The organism is Pseudoalteromonas sp. BZB3 (assembly GCF_040104455.1).
Classification (GTDB): Bacteria; Pseudomonadota; Gammaproteobacteria; order Enterobacterales; family Alteromonadaceae; genus Pseudoalteromonas.
Genome location: NZ_JBECOS010000017.1, coordinates 50,519 through 76,158, shown reverse-complemented (window position 1 = coordinate 76,158; position 25,640 = coordinate 50,519). Strand labels below are relative to the sequence as shown.

Genomic DNA, 25,640 nt, shown 5'->3' with positions numbered 1-25,640 from the left:
AATTTTATATACCAATAATAACAATAAAAAACATCAAGAACCTCAAAAAATTGATTCAGATAACATTTTATTTACCAAAAATAAGTTAGTCGTTTTTTTTATCTGACATCGGTATAATTTCAATATATTAATTTGTGCTGATTTTTTATGGTTCGCAGTAAACTCAAAGCCCTTACTACTCATCTTACTGTTGCTTGTGTATTGCTCGCCACTTTATGGCTACTTGTAAGTGACAAGCATGTTTTGATTATAGGTAATTCTCTAATCCTAGTCTATGTCGTTTCCTCTCTTGGTTTTTGTATAGTGCCCGAAAAAGATAAAAATAGAAAAAAGAAACACTAGCACCTAGACACAAATCATGGATGCTAAAAACCTCATCATTGTACTTCTATATATATATTTGAGCTATAAGCGTAACAAGCGACTATACTCCTAAAAAAGATATGTTCAGGATATGTTTTGAAGAAAATTAAACTTTTTGTATCAGCTACTATCACTTTTTTGCTTGGTTTTGTAAGTGGTGTTTACACGTTACCTATTTTAACGGCCCCACCTTCACCCAGCATGCTCGAATTTGCTACCGCAACATTAAATACAAAATACCAGGCAAGTATCCCGGATTCTTTAAGCGGCTCTGACTTTCTTCACTTTGGAGAAGGGACTTTTTCTCTTTCCGACAAAAGTATTGTCTTTCAAGGCAGATTAGCTCCCGGTCCTGATTATCAGATCTATCTATCACCTAGTTTTGTAGAAGATGAAGCTCAATTTCTTCAAAATAAACAAAAAATGGCCAGAGTAGGAGAAGTAAAGTCATTTAATGGCTTTATATCTGAGGTACCGCAACATATAAAAATTAACGACTATTCAAATATTGTAATTTGGTGTGAAGCATTCCAAGAATTTATAACTTCTGCAAATTACAAATGATGTCAATGGCCTGTTTCGCCTTTCAAAGTGGTTTTGATTTGGCAGTCAAATATTTCTTTGCTTACAAACAATAATGATTGATCTAGTTGTTTTTAAAACTGGTATCATATTGAATTAGTCACATAATTTAATTTTGGGATCTTCATGCACTCTTTCTCAAATCATGTACAGCTTGGCTATTATGGTGTTTTACCATTCTTAGCATGCATTTTTGGCAGCCTAATACTTGGAAGTAACGAAATGCTTATCCAAGCATTTACATTTTATAGCCTTGGTATTTCAGCCTTCTGCGCTGGTGTAATGTGGCGTCCTGGTGAGCAAAGCATAACTCATGCAGTGATGGCAGTTGTACTCATTATCCCCTTCTCTTTACTCGCTTTTGCAAATACCACAATTATTTTGGCATATTTGGCAATTTGTTACCCACTAGTCTTACTGTTCGAGCGAGGTATGCCCGCATGGCAGTCCTACCACAAGGATTATCACAAAATGCGTTTTATACTGACTTCAGTTTTGTTCGTTAGTCATTTGTTCATGATTGCACAACAAATTGAACTTTCTAGCAACATATAAGCCTTAAATCTGCTATATGTAGTATTTGGATCAAACTAGATGTAGCAGATGAAGATTAAATATTTTTATGCATTTATAATAGTTATCACCATTTGCTTGGCCTTTTTACTTTTAAAAAAGCCTGGTATTGATATAGATGCATTCGAAGAATTGTTTTGGTTTTCGTGCACCGGTTTATTAATCGGTTATGGCGCGCAATATGTTAGTAACCGCCTACTAGTTGTCGCTTGGGGAATGTACTGTGTTGGATTATTCCTAGATGTACTAGATGACATTCTGAGTAAGGATACGCTTCCCCTACTTGTCGCTGATACCTCACTAAAAAAAATTGGTTTGATTTTAACCTGTGTAGTCCTTTACAACGTTATTCATCATGAAAGAAAAATCATCGATAAGCTAAATAATGAGATCGCACGGCGAAAAAAACTTGAAGAGAAATTAAGCTTTGAAGCTAATCATGATGACCTAACCCAACTTGGTAATAGAAAGTCTTGCTTTGAAAACTTTGCTACATTAAGTAGCAAGTACCCTTATTTACTCTATTTTGATCTTGATAACTTTAAGTCTGCTAATGATACATATGGTCATCAGACTGGTGATACAATACTAATTCTCATTTCAAACACTTTGAAATCCGAATTTGGCAATGATAACTGCTTTAGGCTTGGAGGAGATGAATTTGTTGCTTTTAGCAAAACCTCTCCTGAAAGCATTGAAATGTTGAGGGAAAAATTAATAGAGCATATTTTTGAGTTCGGTGTTGGAGTCAGCATCGGCATTGCCCAAGTAACTTCTAAAGAATCTCCAGATGAGATTATGCACCGCGCCGACTCAGCTATGTATTCTGATAAATCACACAAAATAATTCGTCAAAGACCAAGAACTTAGTGCGCTTATTTCTGGCACTTTTTTGATCATGCTGATAGTCTAATACTAATTTCTATTTGTGAGGGAATCGCTGTGTTCGGTAACTTATTTAATAATCAACAGCAAGAACAAGAACTTCAGGCATTACGTCAAAAAGTACAGCTTTTACAGCAAGACAACGAAAAGCTTCAATCTGAGAATGATAACCTCAACGAATTACTAGTCGAAACCCAGGCTCAACTCAATGAGAACACCGATAACCAACTCCTTCAATGTGCTATTAATGGTTTATCTCAAGTTCGAGATATCAGAGAAACTGTAAACCAGAGTTTTACTTCAATAGAACAAGAAAGCCAATCTATTAATAACATCAATTCAATTTTCGAAACTTCAGAAAAATCTTTGACTAATATTTTATCAGGCATGGATGGGCTGACCGAGAATATGGCGACCATGACAACCAATATTTCTGGTTTGTCGCAAATGGCCGATAACATCAATACGTTCGTTACCACTATCTCTAAGATTTCTGATCAAACTAACTTACTGGCACTAAATGCTGCAATTGAAGCTGCACGCGCAGGTGAGGCTGGTCGTGGCTTTAGCGTCGTAGCTGATGAAGTTCGTGCGCTTGCGAACAATACCAATGAGTCAGCAAACGAAGTTTCAGACCTTGTTAAACAAATCATGGATACAACGCAACAAACGGTAAACGCAGTTAATGTGATCCAAAGTTCAAACCACGATTTATCCGAAAGTATCGCGCAGCTAAACAATGATTACTCAAGTATAGTGGGTAGTTGTGGTTCGATGAAAAACACCATCATGGATGCAACCACACAGACGTTTGTGCAAACTGTAAAGCTAGACCATGTTGTGTGGAAGTCTGATGTATACAACCATCTTATTGGGCTAAATTCACAGCCCATTTCAGCATTTGCTGATAATGCAAGTTGTCGTTTAGTAACGTGGATGAATTCTGAGGGTCATAAAAAGTTTAGTGATTTGAGTGCATTTAAACGCCTTGATGCCCCTCACAAGCAGGTTCATACCACTGGCGTTGAAGCAATGAACTTATTTGCTCAAGGAAACAAGCAGGGTTGTATTCAAAAATTAAATCAGATGGAACAAGCATCTGCTGAAGTTATGTCTTTACTAGATGAATTAGCTAGACAAGCTTAATAACTTCTCCTGAACCTCTAGAAGAAGATGACGAGCCTCGTATCTTGAGGCTATAAAATATATAATCACGCCATTATTATTTGTACATTATAGTTATGAAACTAAATAAACAGTGGCGTATTTTGACCGTCGGTGATGGCGACCTCAGTTTTTCCCACGCACTCTCTTTACAATTTCCTCGCTCACAGCTTATTGCCAGCGTATATGATTCAGAAACTGTATTGCTTAATAAATACAAAGATAATGCGCTCAATGCTTTAAAACAAAAACAAGTAGAAGTATTAACAGAATTTGATGTTACTGAACCAAGCTCATGGCAAAGGGTTGCTAGTCAAAGCATCGATGTGGTGATATTTCAATTTCCATTGATACCGGCATTTTCTAATTTTGATGATTTTAAACAGCAGAGTCTGTCGGTAAATACCTTAAACAGACGTTTATTAAGGTTATACATACACTTCGCTCACAAGTACGTACTTGACCCTGCAGGTCCCATGTTGTGCATTATCACGTCAAAAGATGTGAAGCCTTATTGTGAGTGGGATTTAGAGTCCTCACTGACGAAGGGCTTGGATATTAACTATCTTGGTCAAAGTATATTTAATATCAATGACTTTCCAGGTTATAAAATCAGAAATGTAGATAGAGATAAGCATGTAAAAGACACCAGTGGGATCAGTTATGTGTGGTCGGCAAAAACAACATCCGATGAATTACCTCACCTGACTCAACCGCATTATCTTTTAGATAATCATTGTAGCTCCTGTCGCGCAGGCCCTTTCCTTACAGACAAAGATAAGCTCGCGCATACAAATTCTAAAAAGCATAAGAATATGAAAAAGCACCATGACGATTGGATGGAATATTTAAAAAGCGAGACTTTTTAATAAATGTGATTATTTATCTATCTTAAGAAAACAGTATGTTAGAAAAGTAGATGCTCACCGCAAAAGCTATGAATAATGTATACAAGCCTATTGAGCAAAGTGAATTTCACGATTAGACTACGCCTCTGATTTAATATGAGAGTAAACATAACCAATGGCAAATAGAGATTTGCTTTTCGCGGTGGCTTGCTTACTGTGTGCAATGATCACCATTCAATCCGGTGCATCTATTGCCAAACAACTCTTCCCCTATGTTGGGCCAGAGGGCACGACGGCTTATAGACTTGGGTTCTCAGCCCTTATTTTATGTCTTATTTTTAGGCCATGGCGACACGTACCAAAAAAATGGGGACCAATTGTTGTCTATGGCCTTTGTTTAGGCGGCATGAATATCACTTTTTATTACGCCATTGAACGAATACCGCTTGGTATAGGTGTTGCCCTTGAATTTACCGGCCCTCTTGCGGTTGCTTTGTTCTCATCGAAAAGAAAACGTGACTATTTATGGGTTATCTTTGCAATCGCTGGCATTGTATTACTACTCCCTGATATGAGCACCCAAGCAGGGCTCGACCCAATTGGCGTCATACTTGCGCTAGTCGCAGGTGGATTTTGGGCGGGTTATATTTTATTTGGTAAAAAAACCGGTAATCAAGGCTCAGGTGGCGCAACCGTTGCAATTGGAATGGCAGTTTCAGCACTCGTATTAGTGCCATATGGCGCAGCCTCACAAGGTGTTGCATTATTGAATTGGGAGCTTATCCCGCTTGGTATTATGATAGGCATTTTATCAAGCGCGCTGCCTTATAGTTTAGAAATGGTTGCGCTTAGAAATATGCCTGCACAGGGATTCAGTATCATGATGAGTTTAGAGCCCGCTGTTGCCGCTGTAGCCGGACTTATTATCTTAGGAGAGCTTTTAACTGTATGGCAATGGTTCGCAATTTTTATGATTATTATTGCCTCTGTGGGCAGTTCATTGGGTAATACAGAGAAGCACTAAATTTAAGATTTGTAGAGCAACTAAAATTTTGACGGTCGAATTATAAATTAAATAAAGCCGAGGTCGTCCTCGGCTTTATTATGTTTAATGCTTAGTACTGTTGGAAGTCTGCATTATTTAAAAGATAGTCTTCTGGCTTTGGCATCACCCACTTTTCTAGCCACTGCTCTTGTTCCCATAACACATGTAAAATAGCTTCTATTGATTGATACTCATGTGATTCATTCGGAAGTAATACTAAGCGAGCTTCTTTATCTAAGCTCAATAAGGTTTGATATAACAGCTCAGCTTGTAGTTTTGTCGCCATATCATCATCTTTACCATGGATAATCAAAACCGGTACATTGATTTTATCTACAGAGTTAAAAGCAGATACACCACTAAACAAAGACGACTTTTGCCAATAAGCCTCATCACTGTCTAAATACCCTTTACTCGCCATAGTCACATTATATTGACCACTTCTTAAAATGCCTGATGAAAAGTAATCCGTGTTTGCCAATGCAAGTGAAGCAAGCGTTGCACCCGCTCCATGACCAGCGATTGATATTTTGCCAAGTTCAGCCACCCCTTTTGCAATTAGCGCATCTGTTGCCGCTTTAAAGCTAGACTTTAGATCTGCCATAAACGCTGCGCTTGAAGCTACATTTTTTAAACTTGGCATGCTTGGGTTTTCTAGAATTGCGATACCTTTTGCAACATATGCCACCATATCTTTGTGGTTGCTCGTTACAAACTCACCTTTTTTATTGTAGATATCATCACCTAACCAAAATAAGACGGGTAAGCTACCTTGAGTTGCATCATAGTTGTTTGGTAAATATAAGTTTGCTGTTAACGTTTGACCATCGGCGCGACGATATTGCAATTGCTCTTTTTTCACACCAATAAAACCTTCTATTGGATGCGTGTTTCTCGTTAGTTGCTCCAAAGTATTGAAGGTCAAGTCACTAATAAAAAAGTTAGTAGGCTGCAACTGAGTCTCTTTACTAAATAAATAACGCATGCCTTCATCATCAAGCAGTGCAATTAAAGACTCTGAGAATTCAGGCTGAGATTGCCATACAGTTGATTTACTGTTTGTTTTTGCATCAAAGCGTTCGAGTAATTGAATGACAGAGTCACCTTGAATTTGTTGGCTATGCACAAACAAATATCGACCTCCAACGACTTTGAGTGCTTCTGTCCCTAAGTCATTCCTTTGTTTAATAAATTTATGCCAAGTTTGAGACGAGTTTGTTGCAGTGAATGTTTTAAATTCAACACGACGTTGGTCTGCATTTCTCGGAGTAATGATACTTTGTCGACGCTTTTTATCGTCTAACGACTGTTCAGTAAGCAATGCCAAACTGTCGTTAAACCAATCTATCTTATCTAGCTTCCAATCTAATGTTGCGAACGCTTGAGGCGCTTTACGAAACGGTGCACTGACAGTAAATAAGTTATCTGAACCATCAGGTTTAGCTTCGGCCCATAAAACCGTTGCGCCTTTATCTAAACGCCACTGGAACTTATGTTTTTGTACAACGGGTGAGTCTAAAGTTTCAACGAGTGGGTTTATTGCCAATTCATATAAAGCATGACCTGTCATGCCCCAGACTTGCCAAACGTTAGCAAAGTTTTCAAGCGGGCTATCTGATGTAATAGGATCATCAATCATATTGACGATTAAATTGGTTGAATCAGGAGACACATTAAAATGATTAAAAAAGGTCGCTTGACCAATCGGCTTTGCAAGTCCACTTAAGCTGATTTTAATCAGTTGACCTTGTGCAAAGAATTTGAACTGATCGGCAACTGGATCGGGTTTACTCTCTTCAGAAGTCAGCTGAGCATTTTCATCAGGCTGGTTTGTGACTTCGTTTGACTCTGGTTGCGCCGTCACTTGTAATGCATCACTACTAGTTAGCTCGCTTTGAGTCGGTTCAGCAACTTCCTCTACAGGATGAAAGTACTCAGTGATAACTAAGCCTTCTTGATTTGGGATGATAATGCGTTGTTCTTTTATTGGCTCTACGGGCTCTTCTAATAAGGGTTTACCATGATTCACAGCAATATTAACCACAAACCCCGTGCTATCCGGTAACCATTGGTAAGGAGACGTTGTTAAGAAACCATTCAAGGTAGATTGAGTGACTTGTTCTAATCGCCTGGTCTTAACGTCATAAACCCATAGTGTTGCAGAATTGACCCGCTCTAAAACAAGACTTAAATAACGACTATTCGCAGACCACTGCACGTCCCTAATCTCACCTTCAGGTAAGTTATTGATGTTAAGCACAGAACCAGAAATAACATGACGTATTTCAATATCAGCATAACGCTTAAGTGATACATGCGAGTAATTGTATGGGTTAAAGTTAATACCAAATAGAGACAGTTGCGGTTGTACTTGTTTAGATGAACCAATCGCATGCTGTGACAACTCAACTAACCAGTCGTTGTCTGGGCTCATTAAAATATCTGGTGTAGATTGCACTTCGACTAAGCGCGCAAACTCTTCCGTTGGTGTCTTGAATCCGAACGAGTTGGTATTCGCAATGGCTTCAGATGATATTAACAATGTAACGAAAAAAGCGCCAAATACAGACGATATTGTGCGATTCATACTGTTCCCCTAATCAATTAGTAGCGAAATAATATACTTAAATCATTAGAAATGCAGCTATTTACGTAACTTCGACAAACTCACGACTTATGGAAGATTTCAGAAAATTTTAAATATCTAAGTCAGTAGAGTAGTTCTTTTAAATACTGTACAACATCGAGTTTTTGAGTAAATTCAGGTAGACTTCGCGCCTCTAAAATCAACATCTATGAGAGTACAATGAGCAAACGTGTTTTAGTAATTGGTTATGTGTGGCCTGAACCGAATTCTTCCGCGGCAGGCACACATATGATGTCTTTACTGAAGACGTTTAGAAATCAAAACTGGCAAGTTGAGTTTGCTACGCCCTCACAACCAACAGAGCACATGATTGATCTAAATAATTTTGGGATCAGCAGTAAAGAAATAGCTTTAAATTGTTCGAGTTTTGATGAATACATCACACACTATAATCCCGATATTGTGATGTTTGATCGCTTTATGATGGAGGAGCAATTTGGTTGGCGAGTCGATAAGTTTGCCCCTAATGCTGTTAAAATCTTAGATACTGAAGATTTACAATGCCTCAGACAAGCAAGACATACTGCCCACAAAGGCAAACGTGACTTTACCTTAGCCGATTTGCAAAGTGATATTGCCAAACGTGAGATTGCCGCTATTTTGCGTTGTGATGTGAGTTTAATTATCTCGAGTTATGAAATGTCATTGCTCGAATCTCATTTCAAAATTGATTTGAACCTATGCCACCACCTACCGTTTATGGTTAATCTTGATAATTTGCCAAAGTCTTTACCTGAATTTGAGCAAAGAGCCCACTTTATGACCATAGGTAACTTTAGACACGCACCTAATTGGGATGCGGTTTTGTACTTACAAGAAATTTGGCCTCTAATTAAGAAACAACTACCTGAAGCTGAGCTACATATTTACGGCTCGTACCCGCCTCCGAAAGCCACAGCCTTGCATAACCCAAAAACGGGCTTCCTGATTAAAGGCTGGGCGGAAGATGCAAATAAGGTCATGCAAAATGCCAGAGTGTGTTTAGCGCCATTGAGGTTTGGTGCAGGCATTAAAGGCAAGCTATTAGAAGCGATGATAAACCAAACACCGAGTGTGACCACAGACATCGGGGCTGAAGGCATGACTGAAGACCATGCATGGCCTGGTTTTATTGCTAATAGTGCCCAGGCGTTTGCTGATGCAGCAGTAAAGCTTTATCAAGATAAAAAGCTGTATGAGAAGAGTAAAAATGCTTCTGAAGAGCTATTAAAGTCTTTTTATAATCAGCAGCTGTTAGAAGCGTCATTAGTTAAACGTATTGTCGATATTGCTGATAATTTAGAGGCGCACAGAATGCAAAATTTCATTGGGCAAATGTTAAAACATCACACCATGAAAAGTACACAGTATATGGCACAGTGGATTGAGGCAAAAAACAAAAAATAATTCACAATAAATTGCTAGACATACATTCAAAAGTGATTAGAATTCGCTCCGTTTCTAACAAAGCATACCAGTTAGGTTAACTTCGGCTATAGTTAACCTAATATTTACTTTTACCACCCTCATTTGGTTTAAAAACTTGAACACAGCTAGTTTTACGCAAAAAAGAAAGTTTATCGTTAAGCTTGGCAAAATGCTGCACAAATATGGTACGCCAGCCTATCGACTTGAAGCGCACTTAATGGAAGTCGCAACACACTTAAACTTGAAGTCGTCTTTTGTTATGTCACCAACTTCAGTGACCTTTGTTATATGGACGGACGGCCATGAAGAAGAGTATACGCATGTTGCGCGTGTCGAACCTGGTGATCATGATTTAGGTTCACTCGCAGATACCGATGATGTAGTAACTCGTATGTTGGCTGGCGAATTAACTATAGAAGAAGCCGATGCGAACCTTGAAACCATAGATACTAGCAAGAACCCGTTTAATAATTGGTTTACTGGTTTTGCTTTTATGGTCTCTGGTGCCGCTTTTGCAATGCTAATGGGCACCAGCTGGAACGATGTCTTATGGTCAGGTTTGATTTCACTTGTCGTGTTTCTGTTTGTACTCTGGTCAGCCCGCTCTAAGCGCGTGACCCATATGTTGGAGCCGTTGGTGGCCATTGCAGCTGCAATAGCAGCATGTGCAGTAAGTAGCTATATTGACCCGGGGGTCAACATACGACTCGTGGTGTTATCATCGATCATTGTATTTATTCCAGGCCTCGCTTTAGCACTAGGCTTTGCTGAGTTATCAGCAAGACATTTGGTTTCGGGCACAGCGCGTGTTATGGATGCTGTCATGCTGCTGTTTAAACTTTATTTTGGCGCATTTCTTGGAATTAGTATTGGTTTTGCATTATTCGGGCAAACTGACTTTATTCAACCAGAAGCGCTGCCTAAATGGACCGCATGGTTAGCTATATTACTCTTATGTAGTAGCTTAATTATCATCTTTAGAACCAAGCTAAAACATGCAAGTTGGTCGATTGCTTCAGGTTTTATCGCTTATGCGGCAAGTATCAGTGCTGCGGTTTACTTTGACTTCAGCATAGGCGCATTCGTTGGTGCATTTGCAGTAGGCGTTTTTAGTAATTTGTTTAACCGTGTAGTGAATGCTCCAGCCTCAATAGTGGCAATGCAAGGGCTTATTGTTCTTGTGCCAGGGTCAAAGACATACATTGGTTTGAACTCATTAATTGAAGGACAAAGTTTCGTGAATGCAGACCAAATTGGTCAACAAACGTTTTTGATCTTCATGTCACTGGTCGCGGGATTAATTTTCGCAAACGTGGCGCTACCACCCAAGAAAAGTCTCTAGTCTATTAATCAAGGGCTGATTCTTCAGCCCTTATCTTTCAAATATTACAAAGCACCGTTTTAAGGCCATTCTTTGAACTCTGCAGCCCGAACCATAGCAAATTCTCTTTTGAACTGAACTAATTGTTTTCAAAATTTTATAGCATACCTCTTTATTAAGAGAACTATTTTGAAGTTAGAAAAATTGCTCAATAATACCGCCACGCTTCCTGCAATCGCAGACATACCGATTTTAGATAGGCAGGGCGAAACCCTTAAAATATAGTTATTCTCGGCAACTGCTCCAGCATTGCTCTATCTTCTGCACCCATGCAGTCGTAAATAAAAGCTATCTAACGAAGCTAGCGTCAGTTTTAACCCTCAAAATAATTGAAGTATTATTGATGATTGATATTAGATCTGCTTTTTGATTAAACGATTTATTTAAGGCGCATATCTCATTATGCTTCTGCATGATACGTTTTCATTCCAATCACAGCGGCGTTAAAGTCTAAAGAACACACTTATCAGCATTCAATGATGCAATTGCCATCAGCCAATACAGGCTTCAGTTTTCTGTCCCTATTTTTCATTCGGTTTAGTGAGTTGTTTTAAAACTAAAGAGATTCACATTTCGAGAAGTGAGGCTCTCAAGTGAAATATCATTGTAGGAAAATGAAATCCTACAGAAGAGTTAAAAAAACATTAATTTTTATTTGTGAATTTTTGCTTTTTTATATTTTAAAATATATAAATAAATTTAACTTATATGAAAAAATAAACTTAATTATCAATATAATAAATTAAAAAGTTTACAAATCACAATTAATCATTTCATTTCAAGATTTCCTATTAAACAAGTATTAACTTATTAAACATTGCAGGCCACTCGCAATTGTTAATTAAATGCTTTCAAGGGGAATCAAAGCATGAATACAAATAATAAAAAGCCGCTTGCTGTTTTAATCAGCAGCATTCTTATGGCATCAACAGCAAGTTTTAGCTCTTCGACTTTAGCACAAGGTGCACAAACAGATGAAGTTGAAGTGATCCAAGTCAGAGGGATCCGCGGCAGTGTTGTTAAATCGATCAACGCTAAGCGCTACGCGAACTCTATAGTCGATGCGGTTTCTTCTGAAGATATTGGTAAATTTCCAGATCAAAACGTAGCGGAATCATTACAGCGTATCACAGGTGTCTCAATGAGTCGTAACTTTGGTGAAGGTGAGCGTATTAGTATCCGTGGTACATCTGAAAACCAAAACCGTACCTTATTAAACGGCCAAGCCGTTGGTTCTGCTGACTGGTGGGTAGACTCATCAGCAAGCCGTGGCTTTAACTACACAATGCTCCCTTCTGAAATTGTATCAGGTTTAGAAGTGTATAAATCACCAGAAGCAGATATTGATGAGGGCTCAATCGGTGGTACGGTGATTGTTAAAACCCGCAAGCCTCTAGACTTAGATGCAAATAAAATTGCTGGTTCAGTCATTATGCAACACAGTGAAGTATCTGGTGAAACAGATCCGCAATTAGCTGGTTTATATAGCTGGAAAAATGATGAAGAATCAATTGGTGCCTTAGTCTCTGTATTTAGACAAGAGCGAAACCTGCGCCGCGATGGCATTGAAGCTTGGAGCTGGACGCATCGTGATGAGACGCTTGAGGATGGTACTGTTGTAGAAAACGTTTATACGCCAGGTGGCGGTGGTTCTGCCATGTTTACTCAAGGTCGTGTAAGAACTGGCTTTAATTTTACGCTTCAATATCGCCCTTCGGATAACATGGACGTTACTTTTAACGCATTAAATTCGACATTAGAAGCAAATAACGCAAACCAAAACTTCCTGTGGTTACCAGGTTACGGTGGTTCAAAATATCAGTCGTTAGATATTGTTGACCACGCCAAAGTAGGTAAGTTTGCACAAGCCGGTACATTAGGTTTGTCTCCGAATGGCAATAATATCTTAGACGAAACCAAAATTCGCAACTCTAAACTCAAAACAAATTCATATGATCTTAAGCTAGTTCATGATGGCGAAATCTGGAAATCAAGTTACCACATTGGCGTAACTGAAGGCTCTGGTGGTACTCAAACAGACCGAAGTGTTGGCTGGGAAGGTAATGCAGTTCATAGTTACAATGCGCAAAACGTCGAAAGCATTGAAACTAGCTATACAAAAGATCCTGCTGACGGAAAACACTGGAATTTAGGGTTTTTGCGTTATGACTCAAATGATGCTTTAGATAAAGAGTATTATGGTCAAACCGACTTTGAACGTGCCATCGATGTTGCTGTGTTCAGTAAGATCAAAATGGGGGTCAAATATCGCGACCACAAACGTGAAAACGTTCGCCTTCGCTCACAAACGCGTACTGATTTAAACTGGAACCTAGCTGATTATTCTTTTGCTGCACCGAGTGATTTCTTATCAGGTATCGGCACATCTGGCACCTTAAAAGATTATGCCATGACTGACTTAGCTAAAACCAGAGCAGCGGGTGATGCATTATCTTGGCAATACGATTACCTTTATGACAGCAACTTCGCAATCACTGAAAAGATCTTAGCCAGTTACGTCAAAGCCGATATAGATGCTGACGGAATGCGTGGTAACTTGGGCGTTCGTCTTGTTGAAACTAAACAAACAACAGGTGCTTATGTAGGCCCAGCTGATGCAAAGGTTTGGCAAGAAGAAGATAAGAGCTATTTTGATATTCTTCCAAGTATTAACCTTGCTGTAGATATTGAAGAAGACATGATCTTACGCTTCAGCGCTGCACGTGTTATGACTCGCCCTGATTATGCAGCAATGACAAATGCAACCACGTACAACACAGAAACACGTGTAGGTACGGGTGGTAACTCAAATATAGACCCTTATCGCGCAACACAGTTTGACGTAGGTTATGAGTGGTACTTCTCTGACGCTGGTATTTTCTCTTCGGCCCTTTTCTATAAAGATTTACAATCAACACTTGGCGAAAATACCCAAACAGAAACATTTGATAACGTTGAAATCGAGATCAGCCGTCCTATTAATGGCCCAGCAGGTACTCTGAAAGGTATCGAGTTAGGCTATCAAACTGAGTTGGCTGAAGGTTTTGGTATTGCTGCAAACTATACGTTTGTAGATGGTGAGTCAAAAGATCTTGAAGGTAATGACATTCTTATCCCAGGCATTTCAGAACATACTTTCAACTTCAGCACTTACTACGAAAATGAGACTTACAGCGGTCGAATTTCATATAACTATCGTACGGGTTATGACACTGGCCGAGCATGGCCAGGTTATCAAGATGCATATGGTCAAATTGATGCCTCATTTAATTACAACATCAATGAGAATATTACCGCTGTTTTCGAAGTGATAAATTTAACAGATGAGCACACTTTCAGTTACCAAGAAGAAGGTGTGAAGCAAGCGCTAACAGGTGTTTACAAAGACGGTAGACGCTTTATGGCTGGTTTGCGTTTTAGTTTTTAAGTCATTTCAGCTAACACAGGTATGACTTAAAAGTTTGGGCAAGCTCGCTTGCCCAAACAAGGTGCTAAGCCCGGAGCACACCCTAAAGCTGGTGTACGAAAGTACATCGGCTTTATTTTTTAAGTGTTCATTAATATTGGTAAGAATTTATGAAAATACAACAAAAACCCGCACCATATAGATCCCATAAACTATACAAGACTAGTGATTTCATGTCATAGTTGAGTCTTTGCTTTTATTCAGATTCATCTCAACTTCGTTAAGATAGGTATTCATCTCGTATTTATGGACTTTATGCGTTTAACAGGACCATTACTGCTATTACTTATCTGTTTTTCAAAGCAAAGTTTTGCCGATTTATTCAGCGCGACGCAACACTATCAACAAAAAAATTACTCCCTTGCTCATTCAGAGTTCCTTGAGCTCAGTCAATTTGGCAATACTGATGCCATGTACAACTTGGCAGTTATGTCATTGCATGGGCAGGGCACGACTAAGAGTTTACCTAAAGCTTATGCATGGTTTTTACTTGCCAGTGACTTTGGTTTAATGGATGCAAAACAAACAGCTGAATTAGTAAAACAGCAATACCCTGATAAGCAGGTGCTAAAAGACATGTATTTAGCACTCAAATTGCAATATGGCTTTAATGTTATTTCTGAAAAGTTTTATCCAAATTCATTCAATAAGAGTAAGTTAGTCTTAAACAAAGTGAGAGACCATAAACCCAATTATCCCGAGCAAGCAATTAAACAAGGTGTAGAAGGTTGGGTATGGGTAGAATTTGATATCGACGAGAGTGGCGCAGTCACTGACATAAGTTTAATTGCCGCACATCCAAAACATATCTTTTCGACCGAATTAATTAATGCAGTAAGCCTTTGGCGCTATGACACTGACATACCAATCAAAAGTCGTTCGCTTACATATCACTTCACAACGTTTAAAGGCAAACAATATAAAACGGCATTTCAGAATCAAAAAAAACAATATAAACAATCAATTAGTGAGCACATAGACGCTGCAGAAAAAGGTAACAGCGAAGTACAATTTTATATCTCTCAATGGTTACAGTCGAGTGAATACAATGCCAGCCAACTTTTGAAATATCACTGGCAAGATGAACAAGCTGCACAAAGCTTATTATTTGCTTCGGCAAAAAATAGTTTCCCGTTGGCACAGTACAAGCTTGCAACTAGCTTGCTAAATAATAATATCCAAGACTCAGACAGAAAAGTGGCCATAAACTGGTTACGAGTTGCGGCTCAAAAAAATAGTTTACCTGCACTTTATCGATTAGGAACATTGTTTGCCGATCATAACAGCCCAGAATACAGCCCAAACCGCGCATTAAATTATTTCAAACAAGCAGCTGAACAAGGTCACTTTAGAGCAATAAAAGAAATGTGTTTATTACTTAAAACCATGCCAAATCAGCAAGAAGCCCTAAAACAATGTTTAGAAGCAGGGTTAGACATAGATAACGAACACCCCACGCTTTTACTGTTAAGAGCACAAACCCTGTCGAATAAAACCTTGTCTATGAAATACGCCAAACAGGCACTCAATGCAGCTAAAGATAGAAACTGGTCGACCAAAGCAATCTCAGCATTTATTCAACGCCTTTAACACTTTTATGAAGCACAATATCCATTTCAATATCATCAATACGATTGAATAAAATTTGTTGCCCATCTTGACTGGTTGTTAAAGCTAACGGCGTATTGATATCGTAAAGGTAAGTTCCAAGTTTTTTCAGTAAGTTAACCTCTCCGGTTTTATTCACATACTCATAGAGAGACAACTTATGTCCCGATCTAATAACAAAATACGCACCATATTCGTGAAGTACCGGCAGATATAAAGCAAACGAAGCCGTCAACTGAGGCTCATCAAAATACGCAGTAAGTCTAGGGAGAAGGTACGACTTCAAATCTTCAGAAAATTGCGTAAATGTAATATTCCGCTCTCTTAATGGCGGCCACTTCTGAGGTGTTCTTAGTAACTTATTGCCAGAATCAAGTAAATCGTATTGCCAGTTTAATGGTTGGCCATTTTCATCAGAGCTCGTGAAGAATAATGAGTGACTATCTTTAGCCCAATAAACATTCCTTAGCGCAGTAAACTCTGTTGCGATTTTCACCGCAGATTTGGCAAATAAATTTATTATTAACAGTTTGTTGGACTCAGTCATCAATGCTAAATACTGGTTGTCGGGTGAGAATAGCAATGAGCTCGCTAATTCATTGTTTTCGAGCGTATAAGCAAGCTCAGCATTCGCTCTCAGCTTATTTCTTACCCACACCTCAGAGTTAAGGTTTTGTTGAGCTTGTATAGACACAAATGCATAATAGTTGCCATCAAGAGATACACTCGGGCTTATATCAAGCCGAGTAGCTGAACTAATTGGTATCAAGTGTTTATTACTATTTAAGTTATCTAATCTATATACACTGACTTGTGCATAGCCTTCAGAATGCGCGAGTGAGTAACTTTCTTTGCTTAATGCTAAATCACCAACCAGACTAGCGTTTGCCGTTATCGGCAATGCAGTATTCATAGCCGTATTTTGGATTAATAACCTATCTTGAACAGTGATGAATTGATCTGGCTGATACCATAACGCGAGTGACGCATTGGAGCCACTAAATACACTATTTTTAGTTTTTGGGTTTTCTAATGTCTGGGTGACTAAATTATATCCGTCCCGTTTTTTTGATTTTAATAATAGCTTCGTTGATCCTGGGAGTACGTCAATAATCTCGCCACTCACATCTGGATATTGATGAACATCAACTATGTTCAATTGTTGATCAAGCTCATATGATTCAACGATGAGATTATTTATCTTTTGAGTGCTGAAAGCGATGTGATTGTTACTCAGCCAATATAACTTTCTTGGACCATAGCCAAGCTCACAATCAAAGAGTTTTTTCTCTCTTTCTAAGCGCCACATTTCTATGGTTTGATCCACAGCTATAGCGAGAACTTCACACTTAAATGGATCAAAACGATAGTAAGCAAGCCACTTTCCATCTGGCGACCAAACCGGTGCTTCTTCACTATAACTACTGCTTTTTAAACTATGAACGATTTTACTCTGGCTGTCGTAAACGGCCAAATCAAATTGTGACTGGTTTTCACCTAAATGACTGAATGCCAAATAGCGTCCATCAGGAGAGTAACGTAAGTACACTTCGAGGCCTGGAGCAGATGTTAATCTAGACTCATATTTAAATGGACTTTTTGGCACAATTGGCCGACTAAAATAACTGATAATCACAGAAATCAAAACACCCAAGAGGCAACCAAATAACAACCAGTTAACGGGCCTATTCATTCGTGGCGCAATAAGTTTTTCTTTAATGCTGGGTGGTTCAGAGATTGACGCGACAAGCTGATACCCTTCTCGCGGAATAGTTTTTATAAATTTAGCTGCCGCTTTGTTGTCTTTTAGTGTTTTTCTAAGTTGCGCGATTAACTGTGAAACAGAGTTATCACTGACTAAAGTATTCGGCCATAACTTTTCAATGATAGTATCACGACTTACACAGTGACCTTGATGTTGAATCAATAGCAACAACAAAGCTAACTGCTTAGCCTCAATTGCTTGCCATTGTCCTGAAATTTTTATTTTCAGTGCAGCAGGTTCAACTAAGACATCATTCACTAAAATCCGTGACGACTGCAAAATTTCAAAATACCTTATTCTGTGGTCTTACCGTAAAGTAATGGTTAAATTCGTTATAAAAGCGTATATTGTTTCTCATAATACACACTCAGTATTGAACCCCATACAACTATTTTTGAGTTTGGTTTTTCTTGAGGTTTGCATAAATGACAAATAAAAATACAAAATCTCTCATTATCTTAAGTTTATTTTGCACTCAAGTTGCCGCTAATTCCTCTGAAAAAGACAATGAAAATCTCTTAGAAACCATTCAAATTAGAGGCCTTCATGACAGCGTTGTCAAATCTTTAAGTTATAAACGTTTAAATGATCAAATAAGCGACACCATCAGCGCCCAAGAAATAGGCAAGTTTCCTGATAAGAATGTGGCTGAAGCGCTTCAAAGAATCACCGGGATTTCACTATCTCGTGTTCAAGGAGAAGGAGAACGGATCGGGGTTCGTGGTACTACGCCTGAGCAAAATAGAACCTTTTTAAATGGCCAATATTTAGCTTCGGCAGATTGGTGGATTTCTTCTCAACCAAACCGCGGGTTCAACTTTACTTTGCTACCTGCAGACATCGTTTCTTCATTAGAAGTTTATAAAACGCCTCAGGCAAACCAAGATGAAGGCTCTTTAGGCGGCAGTATCAATATTAAGACGCTCGACCCTCTCTATACAGATAACGATCTAGCTCTGATTAGTACTCAGCTACAGTACAATGACTTATCAAATGAATTTGACCCACAAATAAGTACTGTTTTTAACTGGAAAAACAACAATCAAGATTTAGCACTTCTATTTACAGCGAGCCGTTTAAAACGTTCATTAAGGCGCGATGGGCTCGAATCCTGGGGCTGGCATGAAAGAAGTTTCAATAAAGTGGGGGAAGATCAATATACAAGCAGTATCGATGAGCAGGCCGACTTAAAGAATATTTGGACGCCTGGCGGTGGTGGTTCAGCAGTATTTCAACAACAGCGTATCCTAACCACGCTAACTTCAGGTGTTTCATATATTCTGAACCCACATTGGCAATTTAAAAGCCATCTTCTTTATTCACAGTTAGAAGCCGACAACTCAAACCAAAATTTTTTATGGCAACCTGCTATTGTTTTGAACAACAGCGGGACACTTACAAACCCAAAATTCATTGACAATACACTAGTATATGGCGAGTACGGTAAGCTAAACGATGCGGAGTTTAACACCAGCATGGAGGCCATTTGGCGAAAATCGCAAATTGATACCAGCAGTATTCAACTTGAATTAAGCCAATCAATCCCTAGATGGCAAAATCAGTTTCGATTTGGTTTCACCCGAGGTGGCGGTGGTACCAGTGAGGATTTTACGTCACAGTTTTCTGCAAACACTGACTACTCGGTCAGTACCGAACAACACAAAAATATTATTGCGAATTATGCTGTGTCTCCTTTAGATGCCGCCCAATGGCGTTTAACTGAGGCAAGAAAAGATGCACAGGATGCAACAGACTCTTTAATTTATCTTCAAGCTGACTTTAATTATGAGCTGATGCATAAAGCCCTGTCTGATCTGCAATTTGGCATTAAACTTAAACAGCATAACCGTGAATTTTCAAGATTACGATCGCTTGATGGTGGTCTCAATGGCTTATCCGGTGCAATTAATACCAATTTATCAGAGCATCCTGATGCATTTGTTGATAACTACCTATCGCAAATTGGCAATCATGAAACCCTGAAACTTTACAGCTTTGTTAATATTTCAAGTCTCAGTCAAGTATTTTCAACCTTCCCTTTTAAACAAGAAGTAGAAACAGCAAGTCGTTTTGACATTGAGGAACAATCGCTAGCCGGTTACCTTAAACTCCTTCTTGAAGGTGATAGTTATCGCGCAAATATAGGCGTAAGAATCGTTAATACTTGGCAAGATGCATCAGCCTTTAAACAGACCGACTCGCAAAACAGTAACGGCTTTCAATGGTTAACTGACGAAAAGAGTTATACCGATATTTTACCAAGCGCAAACGTAAAGTTTGACTTAGATGACGACTTAATTGCGCGTTTCTCTGTTGCGCGTGTGATGTCTCGTGCTCAGTTTCATCATTTGATGCCTTCAACCAACTATAATGTGACTCAAGCACAAGGCCAAGGGGGAAATCCAAACTTAGACCCATACCGTGCAACTCAATTTGATGCTGGTTTAGAGTGGTATTTTGAAGAAAGCGCACTGGCTTCTTTAGCCATCTTCAATAAAGATGTTGAATCATTTATCGAATTTAAAAGGCAACAAGAAACGCATGAAGGCATTATCATGTCAATCGACAGGCCCATTAATGGTAATGGTGGTAGTGTTAGAGGACTAGAACTAAGCTATCAACAACACCTGTTTAATGGCTTTGGCATAATAGCTAACTACACGTTCGTTGATGGAAGTCGAACTCAGCATTTAACAGAGACCTCGGGACTTATTCCCGGTACATCAAAGCACAGTTTTAATGTCACTTCTTATTATGAAAACCATTGGTTAAGTATTCGTTTTGCTTACAATTACCGTACTAAATTTGCCACAGGCCTGGGTGAAGTCACCATGGATGATTATGGCCAGTTAGATGGTAATGTAACTGTTTCAATCAATGACAAAACAGATATCGTGTTCGAATTCATTAACTTAAATAATGAAATTTCGTATACCTATGAAAGAAATCAATTCGCACCTACTGGGATTTATGCAAATGGCAGACGTTTTTATTTTGGTGCTCGTTATCAGTTTTAATTTAACGTTTTTTATTCCCGCTTAATCGCAAACACTGGAAATCAGTATTTGTGACTATAAAATAGCGAACAAAACTGAACAACAAGGTCATATAATGAAGTTAATAAAATCAACAATTGCACTTGCAGTGGGTTTAGTTACCTCGTCTGCATTTGCAAATGACACAATAACAATCGAAGACATTCCAAAAATTCAATCAGTTGGCCAAACAGCAGTAGATCCTGAAGGCGAACTTATTGCTTTTACACGCTCAGTGCCAAGAGAACTTTATATTGATGCTAATGGCACAAACTACTCAGAGCTTTATGTTGTTGATGACAAAGGCGTTGAGCGCCCTTTCATCACAGGTAAAGTGAGTGTTCGCAGCATTCAGTGGTCTGCTGATGGTGACTTCATCTACTTCCTAACCAAAAAGAAAACTGACAAATTCACGTCTTTATACCGCATCGCTGCTAACGGCGGTGAGTCACAAAAAGTATTATCATTAAACGGTACTTCAATCTCTAGCTACAAGCTAAACCCAAATGGCAAACAAGTTGCCATCTTAGCGATGCCTGCTAAAGATAAGACTGAAAAAGAACTTAAAAAGCTTGGCTTTATGGCCGAAGTTTATGAGTTAGGTTCAAAAAACAAACAATTACATCTTGTTGATTTAGTGCAATCCGAAAAAGCGCTTAAACCTGCTGCGGTAGAAATTGAAGGCTATGTAAGCGACATCAACTTCTCTGATGAAGGTGACAAGTTACTTGTTAAAACTCAGCCTACAGCGCTGATTGACGACAAATACATGAAGTCACAGTGGCACGTGATGGACGTAGCTTCACAGAAAATTATCACATCTTTCAAAACAGAAGGTAAGCTAGGTGCTGCTGAATTCTCATACGAAGGTGATTATGTTGCCATTCTTGGCGCAGAAGATAAGCACGACCCTGCGACTGGTCGTCTTTATCTAGGTAATGCAAAGACAGGCGAAATTGAAGAGTGGATCCCGAACTTTATGGGCCACATTGGTGATTTCGAGTGGGCTAACCGCCGTAACACATTAAACTTTGTTGCAAACGTGGGCGCTGAAAGCTTTGTTGGCCAGATCAAAGTTGGCTCTAACAAGTATAAGAAGATCGTTAAAGAAGGCAAACTGATTGCCTCTAACCTATCGGTATCTGATTCAGACAAGACCATCGTTCTTCGTGGTAACACTGACAAGCACCCGAACGAAGTTTTCATGCTTCGCGGTAAAAAGACAAAACGCCTGTCAGATTCAAATGATTGGTTAAATGATAAACGCTTTGCTAAACAAGAAAATATTTCATTCAAAGCGCGTGATGGTGTAGAGATAGGCGGCGTATTAATTTACCCACTTGATTACCAAGAAGGTAAGCGCTACCCACTGATTATGGCAGTTCACGGTGGTCCTGAAAGCCATGACAAAGACGGCTGGTTAACAAGCTACTCAGACCCAGGTCAAATGGGTGCTGCACGCGGCTATGCTGTTTTCTACCCGAACTACCGTGGTTCAACAGGTAAAGGTGTTGATTACTCTAAGCTTGGTCAAGGTGACTATGCAGGTAAAGAGTTTGACGACCTAGTTGATATGAAAAACCATTTAGTTGAAATGGGCTTAGTTGATAGCAAACGTGTTGGTATTACTGGTGGTTCATACGGTGGTTATGCATCAGCTTGGGGTGCAACGAAACTGACTGAACACTTCGCGGCAAGTGTTATGTTTGTAGGTGTAACAAACCAACTATCTAAGTTTGGCACAACTGACATTTCTAATGAAATGTACCTTGTACATGCCCGCTCATACCCTTGGGAAAAGTGGCAATGGTACCTAGAGCGCAGCCCAATTTACTGGGCAGGTCAGTCTGAAACACCATTACTAATCATGCACGGTAAAGACGATCCACGAGTTCACCCAGCTCAGTCAATGGAGCTATACCGTTACATGAAAGTACAAGGTAAAGATGTTCGCCTAGTGTATTATCCTGGTGAAGGTCATGGTAACCGTAAAGTTGCAGCTCAATATGACTACAGCATTCGTTTGATGCGTTGGATGGACAACTACCTTATTGAAGGTAAGAAAACCATGCCGACTTATGAAATCGACCATGCTGCAAATTTAAAAGCAGCAAAAGAAGCTAAAAAGTAATTTAGCATTCTAGGTTAAACCAAAAGCCACCTATTTTAGGTGGCTTTTTTGTATGAGTCTCACTCGATTCGTTTTATTAAAGATGAAAAATTTACATAAACCAACACTTTAGTAATAAAAGTTTCATACGTATACTTTATGCTCATTTTTTAACTAGTGACATGGAGTCGAATCAATGAAAATTTCTCGTCTAGTCTTACCAATTGTAACTGCGGCTGTTTTAGCAGGTTGTTCAGCAACAGGTCCACATCTTAAAAGCTCTGTATCTGAAGGTGTAGCGGGCATTGAAGCGCGTTTACCTTATGCGAACTACTCAAATTACTTTGGTTATGTAGACTCATCAGTTCAGCCTGAAGGTAAATATAAGGGCAAAGATACATATTACCTTTACGCTTGGGTTCCTGCTGCAGTAGATGAAATAGGTGTATCGATGATCTCACCAGCAGTTTCAACACCTGAAGCGGCTGACTTTAAACATGCTAACTTCACACCTGGCATGCAAAAAGATGCTGAAAGATTCTTTGATACTTATATTGTCTTTGATCGTTTAAATATCATCGACAATACAAAAATCAAAAATGGTGGCAAGGTGCTACAAAACTTAGGGCGTAATGACGATACATCAGAGTTACCTGCAAACCCAAGTGGTGCAAACTACAACTCTCTTCTACGTAAAACAACGTCAATGAATAACCCTAGTGAAGCACTTGTTCGCGGTGTTTACCGAATTTCATTTACGTCTTTCCGTTCAAACGTTGAAGGCTCATTCGAAGCAACTATAGGTACTAATGTGCCTGGCGTTAAAATCGCTGCATCCCTTGAAGAGTTACATGAATTGGTTAATGGTAATAAGCTTTAATCGGACTTCTTATTAATGACAAAAGGCCCGAACCGGGCCTTTTTAATTTGAGGCATTATATCTATTAAGCTTTTTTAACGAACTTAGCCGTTACCATCATTTCGCCAACACCATCAACTTTACAGTCAAGCTCATGGTCTTTTTTATCTAATACGCGACGAATTAGAGCTTTAGTGCCTATTTTAATTACTTGTGAACTGCCTTTGATTTTAAGATCCTTTGCAACAGTCACTTTATCACCGTCAGCAAGCACTGTACCGTTTGCATCTTTCACTTCAAATGCATCTTCATCTACTTCATTTGGGTTCCATTCGTGGGCGCACTCAGGACACACAAGGTTTGTTTGATCTTCGTATACGTATTCAGAATTACATTTAGGACAAGGAGGTAATGACATATTTCACAACTTCTAAAATTACAATGCGGCTATTCTAATGGCTAATGTACAAGCATGCGAGGGGATTTTGAAAAAACCTGATCGAACATCAGCTTTTTACGATGATTAATTCAGGTTAAATACGCGTTTTTGCAGTGAGTGCTGTTGCTGTTGTGGTAGTAGTTACCCAGATTGGTCATGAAATAAAGCGAGCTGAACTTTAAGGCTTTAACAGACCGCTAAAAAGGAGGTAAAAACGGTCCTGTGCAAGTTAAAGACTGACAGTAAAGTTCGCTCATATAAAAAATTTAGGGCAAGTTATGAATAAAAACAATGCCCTAAGCATTGTACTTTTGTCTATAAAAACAACAAAAGTACATTCGATTATGCATCTGGTGCGCTATTGTCCATCTGCAATTGTATGTAATTTGGCAGACCCATTAGTTTGATTAGGTTTAGGTGTTGTTCAAGCCAATAAATATGATCCATTTCTGTGTCATCTAGAAGCTTCTCTAAAATTTCACGGGTCACATAGTCTTGTGCTTTTTCACACTCACCTATGATGTTTTTTAAACTCGCAGCGACTGTCATCTCAGCCGCCAAGTCGTTTTCAAGCATTTGCTGAACGTTATCGCCCACATTAATTGGCTGACGAGAGGCTGTATCTGGTTTACCCTCTAAAAACAGAATACGCTCAATAATCGCTTTTGCATGATCTAACTCTTCGTCATATTCATGCGCCAATTTGTGTCCTAACTTGCCCAATCCCCAGTCTTCATACATTTTAGAATGTGCGAGATACTGATCCATTGAGGTTAATTCCAGCGTTAACTGCTGATTTAGTAGGTCGATAATTTTTGGGTTACCTTGCATGATTTACTCCTCAACCTGCGACTGCAGATAATTTTGAATACCCGTGTGTTGAATTAAGAACTGCTGTGCTTCAATCCAATCGACATACTCTTCTTCGTATTCAAGGATCTCTTCTAAAAGTTCGCGAGAAATGTAATCTTGCTCTTTCTCACACAATTCGATTGCCGCTTTTAAGGCTGGGATTTGCTCTAACTCGAATGCCATGTCGCACGCGAGCATTTCTTCGGCATGCTCACCGATACGCAATTTTTCGAGGTGCTGTAAGTTTGGTAAGCCTTCTAAAAACAAAATACGTTCGATAAGATCGTCCGCTTGTTTCATGTCTTTTATAGATTTTTTATAGGCTTTTTCGTTTAGCTCTTCTAGCCCCCAGTTTTTGAACATACGGGCGTGAAGGAAGTATTGATTTATCGACGTCAGTTCTAATGTCAAAATCGCATTTAATTGCGCAATGACTAATTTGTTACCCTGCATAGGGCCCCCTAATAAAAGTTACGAGACGCCCTATAACACTAGACTAAAATTTAGTCACCGCAAGACCGTTTAAAGATAAGCAAAGATTTAATATATCCTTTTAAAATAAACAACTTATAACATTATTGAGAGTGATTTAGATTAGCAAAAACACTCTT

Annotated in this window: 18 protein-coding genes; 13 read left to right on the top strand and 5 right to left on the bottom strand. The window is 39.0% G+C overall.

The window, feature by feature from the left end; all coding sequences use genetic code 11:
* Positions 1-459 precede the first annotated feature (459 nt).
* The 6 genes from ABMY35_RS18780 (at position 460) to ABMY35_RS18755 (ending at position 5,439) form a co-directional block, all read left to right on the top strand.
* The gene (locus ABMY35_RS18780; protein ID WP_349287607.1) at positions 460-927 is read left to right on the top strand and encodes a DM13 domain-containing protein; all 468 of its coding nucleotides are present in this window, start codon (positions 460-462) and stop codon (positions 925-927) included.
* 144 nt (positions 928-1,071) lie between these two features.
* Positions 1,072-1,500 carry a DUF3429 family protein gene (locus tag ABMY35_RS18775; RefSeq protein WP_349287606.1) on the top strand — a complete coding sequence of 143 codons (429 nt, stop codon included), beginning with the start codon at positions 1,072-1,074 and terminating at the stop codon, positions 1,498-1,500.
* Positions 1,501-1,548: 48 nt separating this feature from the next.
* Complete coding sequence (locus ABMY35_RS18770) at positions 1,549-2,388, top strand: GGDEF domain-containing protein (RefSeq protein ID WP_349287605.1); 840 nt, start codon at positions 1,549-1,551, stop codon at positions 2,386-2,388.
* 72 nt (positions 2,389-2,460) lie between these two features.
* Entirely contained in the window at positions 2,461-3,549 is a 1,089-nt protein-coding gene (locus ABMY35_RS18765; protein WP_349287604.1) for a methyl-accepting chemotaxis protein, read from the top strand.
* 95 nt (positions 3,550-3,644) lie between these two features.
* Positions 3,645-4,436 (top strand): class I SAM-dependent methyltransferase, encoded by a 792-nt coding sequence (locus ABMY35_RS18760; RefSeq protein WP_349287603.1) that lies wholly within the window; start codon positions 3,645-3,647, stop codon positions 4,434-4,436.
* 154 nt (positions 4,437-4,590) lie between these two features.
* A complete protein-coding gene (locus ABMY35_RS18755; protein ID WP_349287602.1) occupies positions 4,591-5,439 on the top strand; it encodes a DMT family transporter in 849 nt (282 codons plus the stop codon).
* A gap of 91 nt (positions 5,440-5,530) precedes the next feature.
* On the opposite strand, the gene ABMY35_RS18750 is transcribed toward ABMY35_RS18755, so the two are convergent.
* Complete coding sequence (locus ABMY35_RS18750) at positions 5,531-8,047, bottom strand: prolyl oligopeptidase family serine peptidase (protein ID WP_349287601.1); 2,517 nt, start codon at positions 8,045-8,047, stop codon at positions 5,531-5,533.
* Between the two features lie 219 nt (positions 8,048-8,266).
* Between ABMY35_RS18750 and ABMY35_RS18745 the strand changes: the two genes are divergently transcribed.
* From ABMY35_RS18745 to ABMY35_RS18730, 4 genes are all read left to right on the top strand, one after another.
* Entirely contained in the window at positions 8,267-9,493 is a 1,227-nt protein-coding gene (locus ABMY35_RS18745) for a glycosyltransferase family 4 protein (protein ID WP_349287600.1), read from the top strand.
* Positions 9,494-9,629: 136 nt separating this feature from the next.
* Entirely contained in the window at positions 9,630-10,856 is a 1,227-nt protein-coding gene (locus ABMY35_RS18740; protein WP_349287599.1) for a threonine/serine exporter family protein, read from the top strand.
* A 907-nt stretch (positions 10,857-11,763) separates the two neighbouring features.
* Complete coding sequence (locus tag ABMY35_RS18735; RefSeq protein WP_349287598.1) at positions 11,764-14,322, top strand: TonB-dependent receptor; 2,559 nt, start codon at positions 11,764-11,766, stop codon at positions 14,320-14,322.
* Between the two features lie 294 nt (positions 14,323-14,616).
* The gene (locus ABMY35_RS18730; protein ID WP_349287597.1) at positions 14,617-15,951 is read left to right on the top strand and encodes a TonB family protein; all 1,335 of its coding nucleotides are present in this window, start codon (positions 14,617-14,619) and stop codon (positions 15,949-15,951) included.
* On the opposite strand, the gene ABMY35_RS18725 is transcribed toward ABMY35_RS18730, so the two are convergent.
* Positions 15,935-17,992, bottom strand: a complete 2,058-nt coding sequence (locus ABMY35_RS18725; protein WP_349287596.1) for a winged helix-turn-helix domain-containing protein — start codon at positions 17,990-17,992, stop codon at positions 15,935-15,937. The genes ABMY35_RS18730 and ABMY35_RS18725 overlap by 17 nt on opposite strands.
* A 167-nt stretch (positions 17,993-18,159) precedes the next feature.
* On the opposite strand from ABMY35_RS18725, the gene ABMY35_RS18720 reads away from it, so the two are divergent.
* From ABMY35_RS18720 to ABMY35_RS18710, 3 genes are all read left to right on the top strand, one after another.
* Positions 18,160-20,751 carry a TonB-dependent receptor gene (locus tag ABMY35_RS18720; protein ID WP_349287595.1) on the top strand — a complete coding sequence of 864 codons (2,592 nt, stop codon included), beginning with the start codon at positions 18,160-18,162 and terminating at the stop codon, positions 20,749-20,751.
* Positions 20,752-20,845: 94 nt separating this feature from the next.
* Entirely contained in the window at positions 20,846-22,900 is a 2,055-nt protein-coding gene (locus tag ABMY35_RS18715; protein ID WP_349287594.1) for a S9 family peptidase, read from the top strand.
* Between the two features lie 175 nt (positions 22,901-23,075).
* Entirely contained in the window at positions 23,076-23,759 is a 684-nt protein-coding gene (locus tag ABMY35_RS18710; RefSeq protein WP_349287593.1) for a LipL32 family surface lipoprotein, read from the top strand.
* Positions 23,760-23,823: 64 nt separating this feature from the next.
* Here the strand turns inward: ABMY35_RS18710 and ABMY35_RS18705 are convergent, their stop codons facing one another.
* From ABMY35_RS18705 to bfr (ABMY35_RS18695), 3 genes are all read right to left on the bottom strand, one after another.
* The gene (locus ABMY35_RS18705) at positions 23,824-24,156 is read right to left on the bottom strand and encodes a zinc ribbon domain-containing protein YjdM (RefSeq protein WP_130255368.1); all 333 of its coding nucleotides are present in this window, start codon (positions 24,154-24,156) and stop codon (positions 23,824-23,826) included.
* Positions 24,157-24,519: 363 nt separating this feature from the next.
* Entirely contained in the window at positions 24,520-25,008 is a 489-nt protein-coding gene (gene bfr / locus ABMY35_RS18700; RefSeq protein ID WP_130255369.1) for a bacterioferritin, read from the bottom strand.
* Positions 25,009-25,011: 3 nt separating this feature from the next.
* Positions 25,012-25,482 (bottom strand): bacterioferritin, encoded by a 471-nt coding sequence (gene bfr / locus ABMY35_RS18695; protein WP_349287592.1) that lies wholly within the window; start codon positions 25,480-25,482, stop codon positions 25,012-25,014.
* Between the last annotated feature and the right edge of the window lie 158 nt (positions 25,483-25,640).

What these genes read in the sequence shown, in the direction of transcription:
- ABMY35_RS18710 (WP_349287593.1), top strand. Translation starts at nt 23,076, where the DNA reads ATGAAAATTTCTCGTCTAGTCTTACCAATTGTAACTGCGGCTGTTTTA.
- ABMY35_RS18750 (WP_349287601.1), bottom strand. Translation starts at nt 8,047, where the DNA reads ATGAATCGCACAATATCGTCTGTATTTGGCGCTTTTTTCGTTACATTG.
- ABMY35_RS18720 (WP_349287595.1), top strand. Translation starts at nt 18,160, where the DNA reads ATGACAAATAAAAATACAAAATCTCTCATTATCTTAAGTTTATTTTGC.
- ABMY35_RS18770 (WP_349287605.1), top strand. Translation starts at nt 1,549, where the DNA reads ATGAAGATTAAATATTTTTATGCATTTATAATAGTTATCACCATTTGC.
- ABMY35_RS18705 (WP_130255368.1), bottom strand. Translation starts at nt 24,156, where the DNA reads ATGTCATTACCTCCTTGTCCTAAATGTAATTCTGAATACGTATACGAA.
- ABMY35_RS18745 (WP_349287600.1), top strand. Translation starts at nt 8,267, where the DNA reads ATGAGCAAACGTGTTTTAGTAATTGGTTATGTGTGGCCTGAACCGAAT.
- ABMY35_RS18760 (WP_349287603.1), top strand. Translation starts at nt 3,645, where the DNA reads ATGAAACTAAATAAACAGTGGCGTATTTTGACCGTCGGTGATGGCGAC.
- bfr (WP_349287592.1), bottom strand. Translation starts at nt 25,482, where the DNA reads ATGCAGGGTAACAAATTAGTCATTGCGCAATTAAATGCGATTTTGACA.
- ABMY35_RS18715 (WP_349287594.1), top strand. Translation starts at nt 20,846, where the DNA reads ATGAAGTTAATAAAATCAACAATTGCACTTGCAGTGGGTTTAGTTACC.
- ABMY35_RS18755 (WP_349287602.1), top strand. Translation starts at nt 4,591, where the DNA reads ATGGCAAATAGAGATTTGCTTTTCGCGGTGGCTTGCTTACTGTGTGCA.
- bfr (WP_130255369.1), bottom strand. Translation starts at nt 25,008, where the DNA reads ATGCAAGGTAACCCAAAAATTATCGACCTACTAAATCAGCAGTTAACG.
- ABMY35_RS18730 (WP_349287597.1), top strand. Translation starts at nt 14,617, where the DNA reads ATGCGTTTAACAGGACCATTACTGCTATTACTTATCTGTTTTTCAAAG.
- ABMY35_RS18735 (WP_349287598.1), top strand. Translation starts at nt 11,764, where the DNA reads ATGAATACAAATAATAAAAAGCCGCTTGCTGTTTTAATCAGCAGCATT.
- ABMY35_RS18775 (WP_349287606.1), top strand. Translation starts at nt 1,072, where the DNA reads ATGCACTCTTTCTCAAATCATGTACAGCTTGGCTATTATGGTGTTTTA.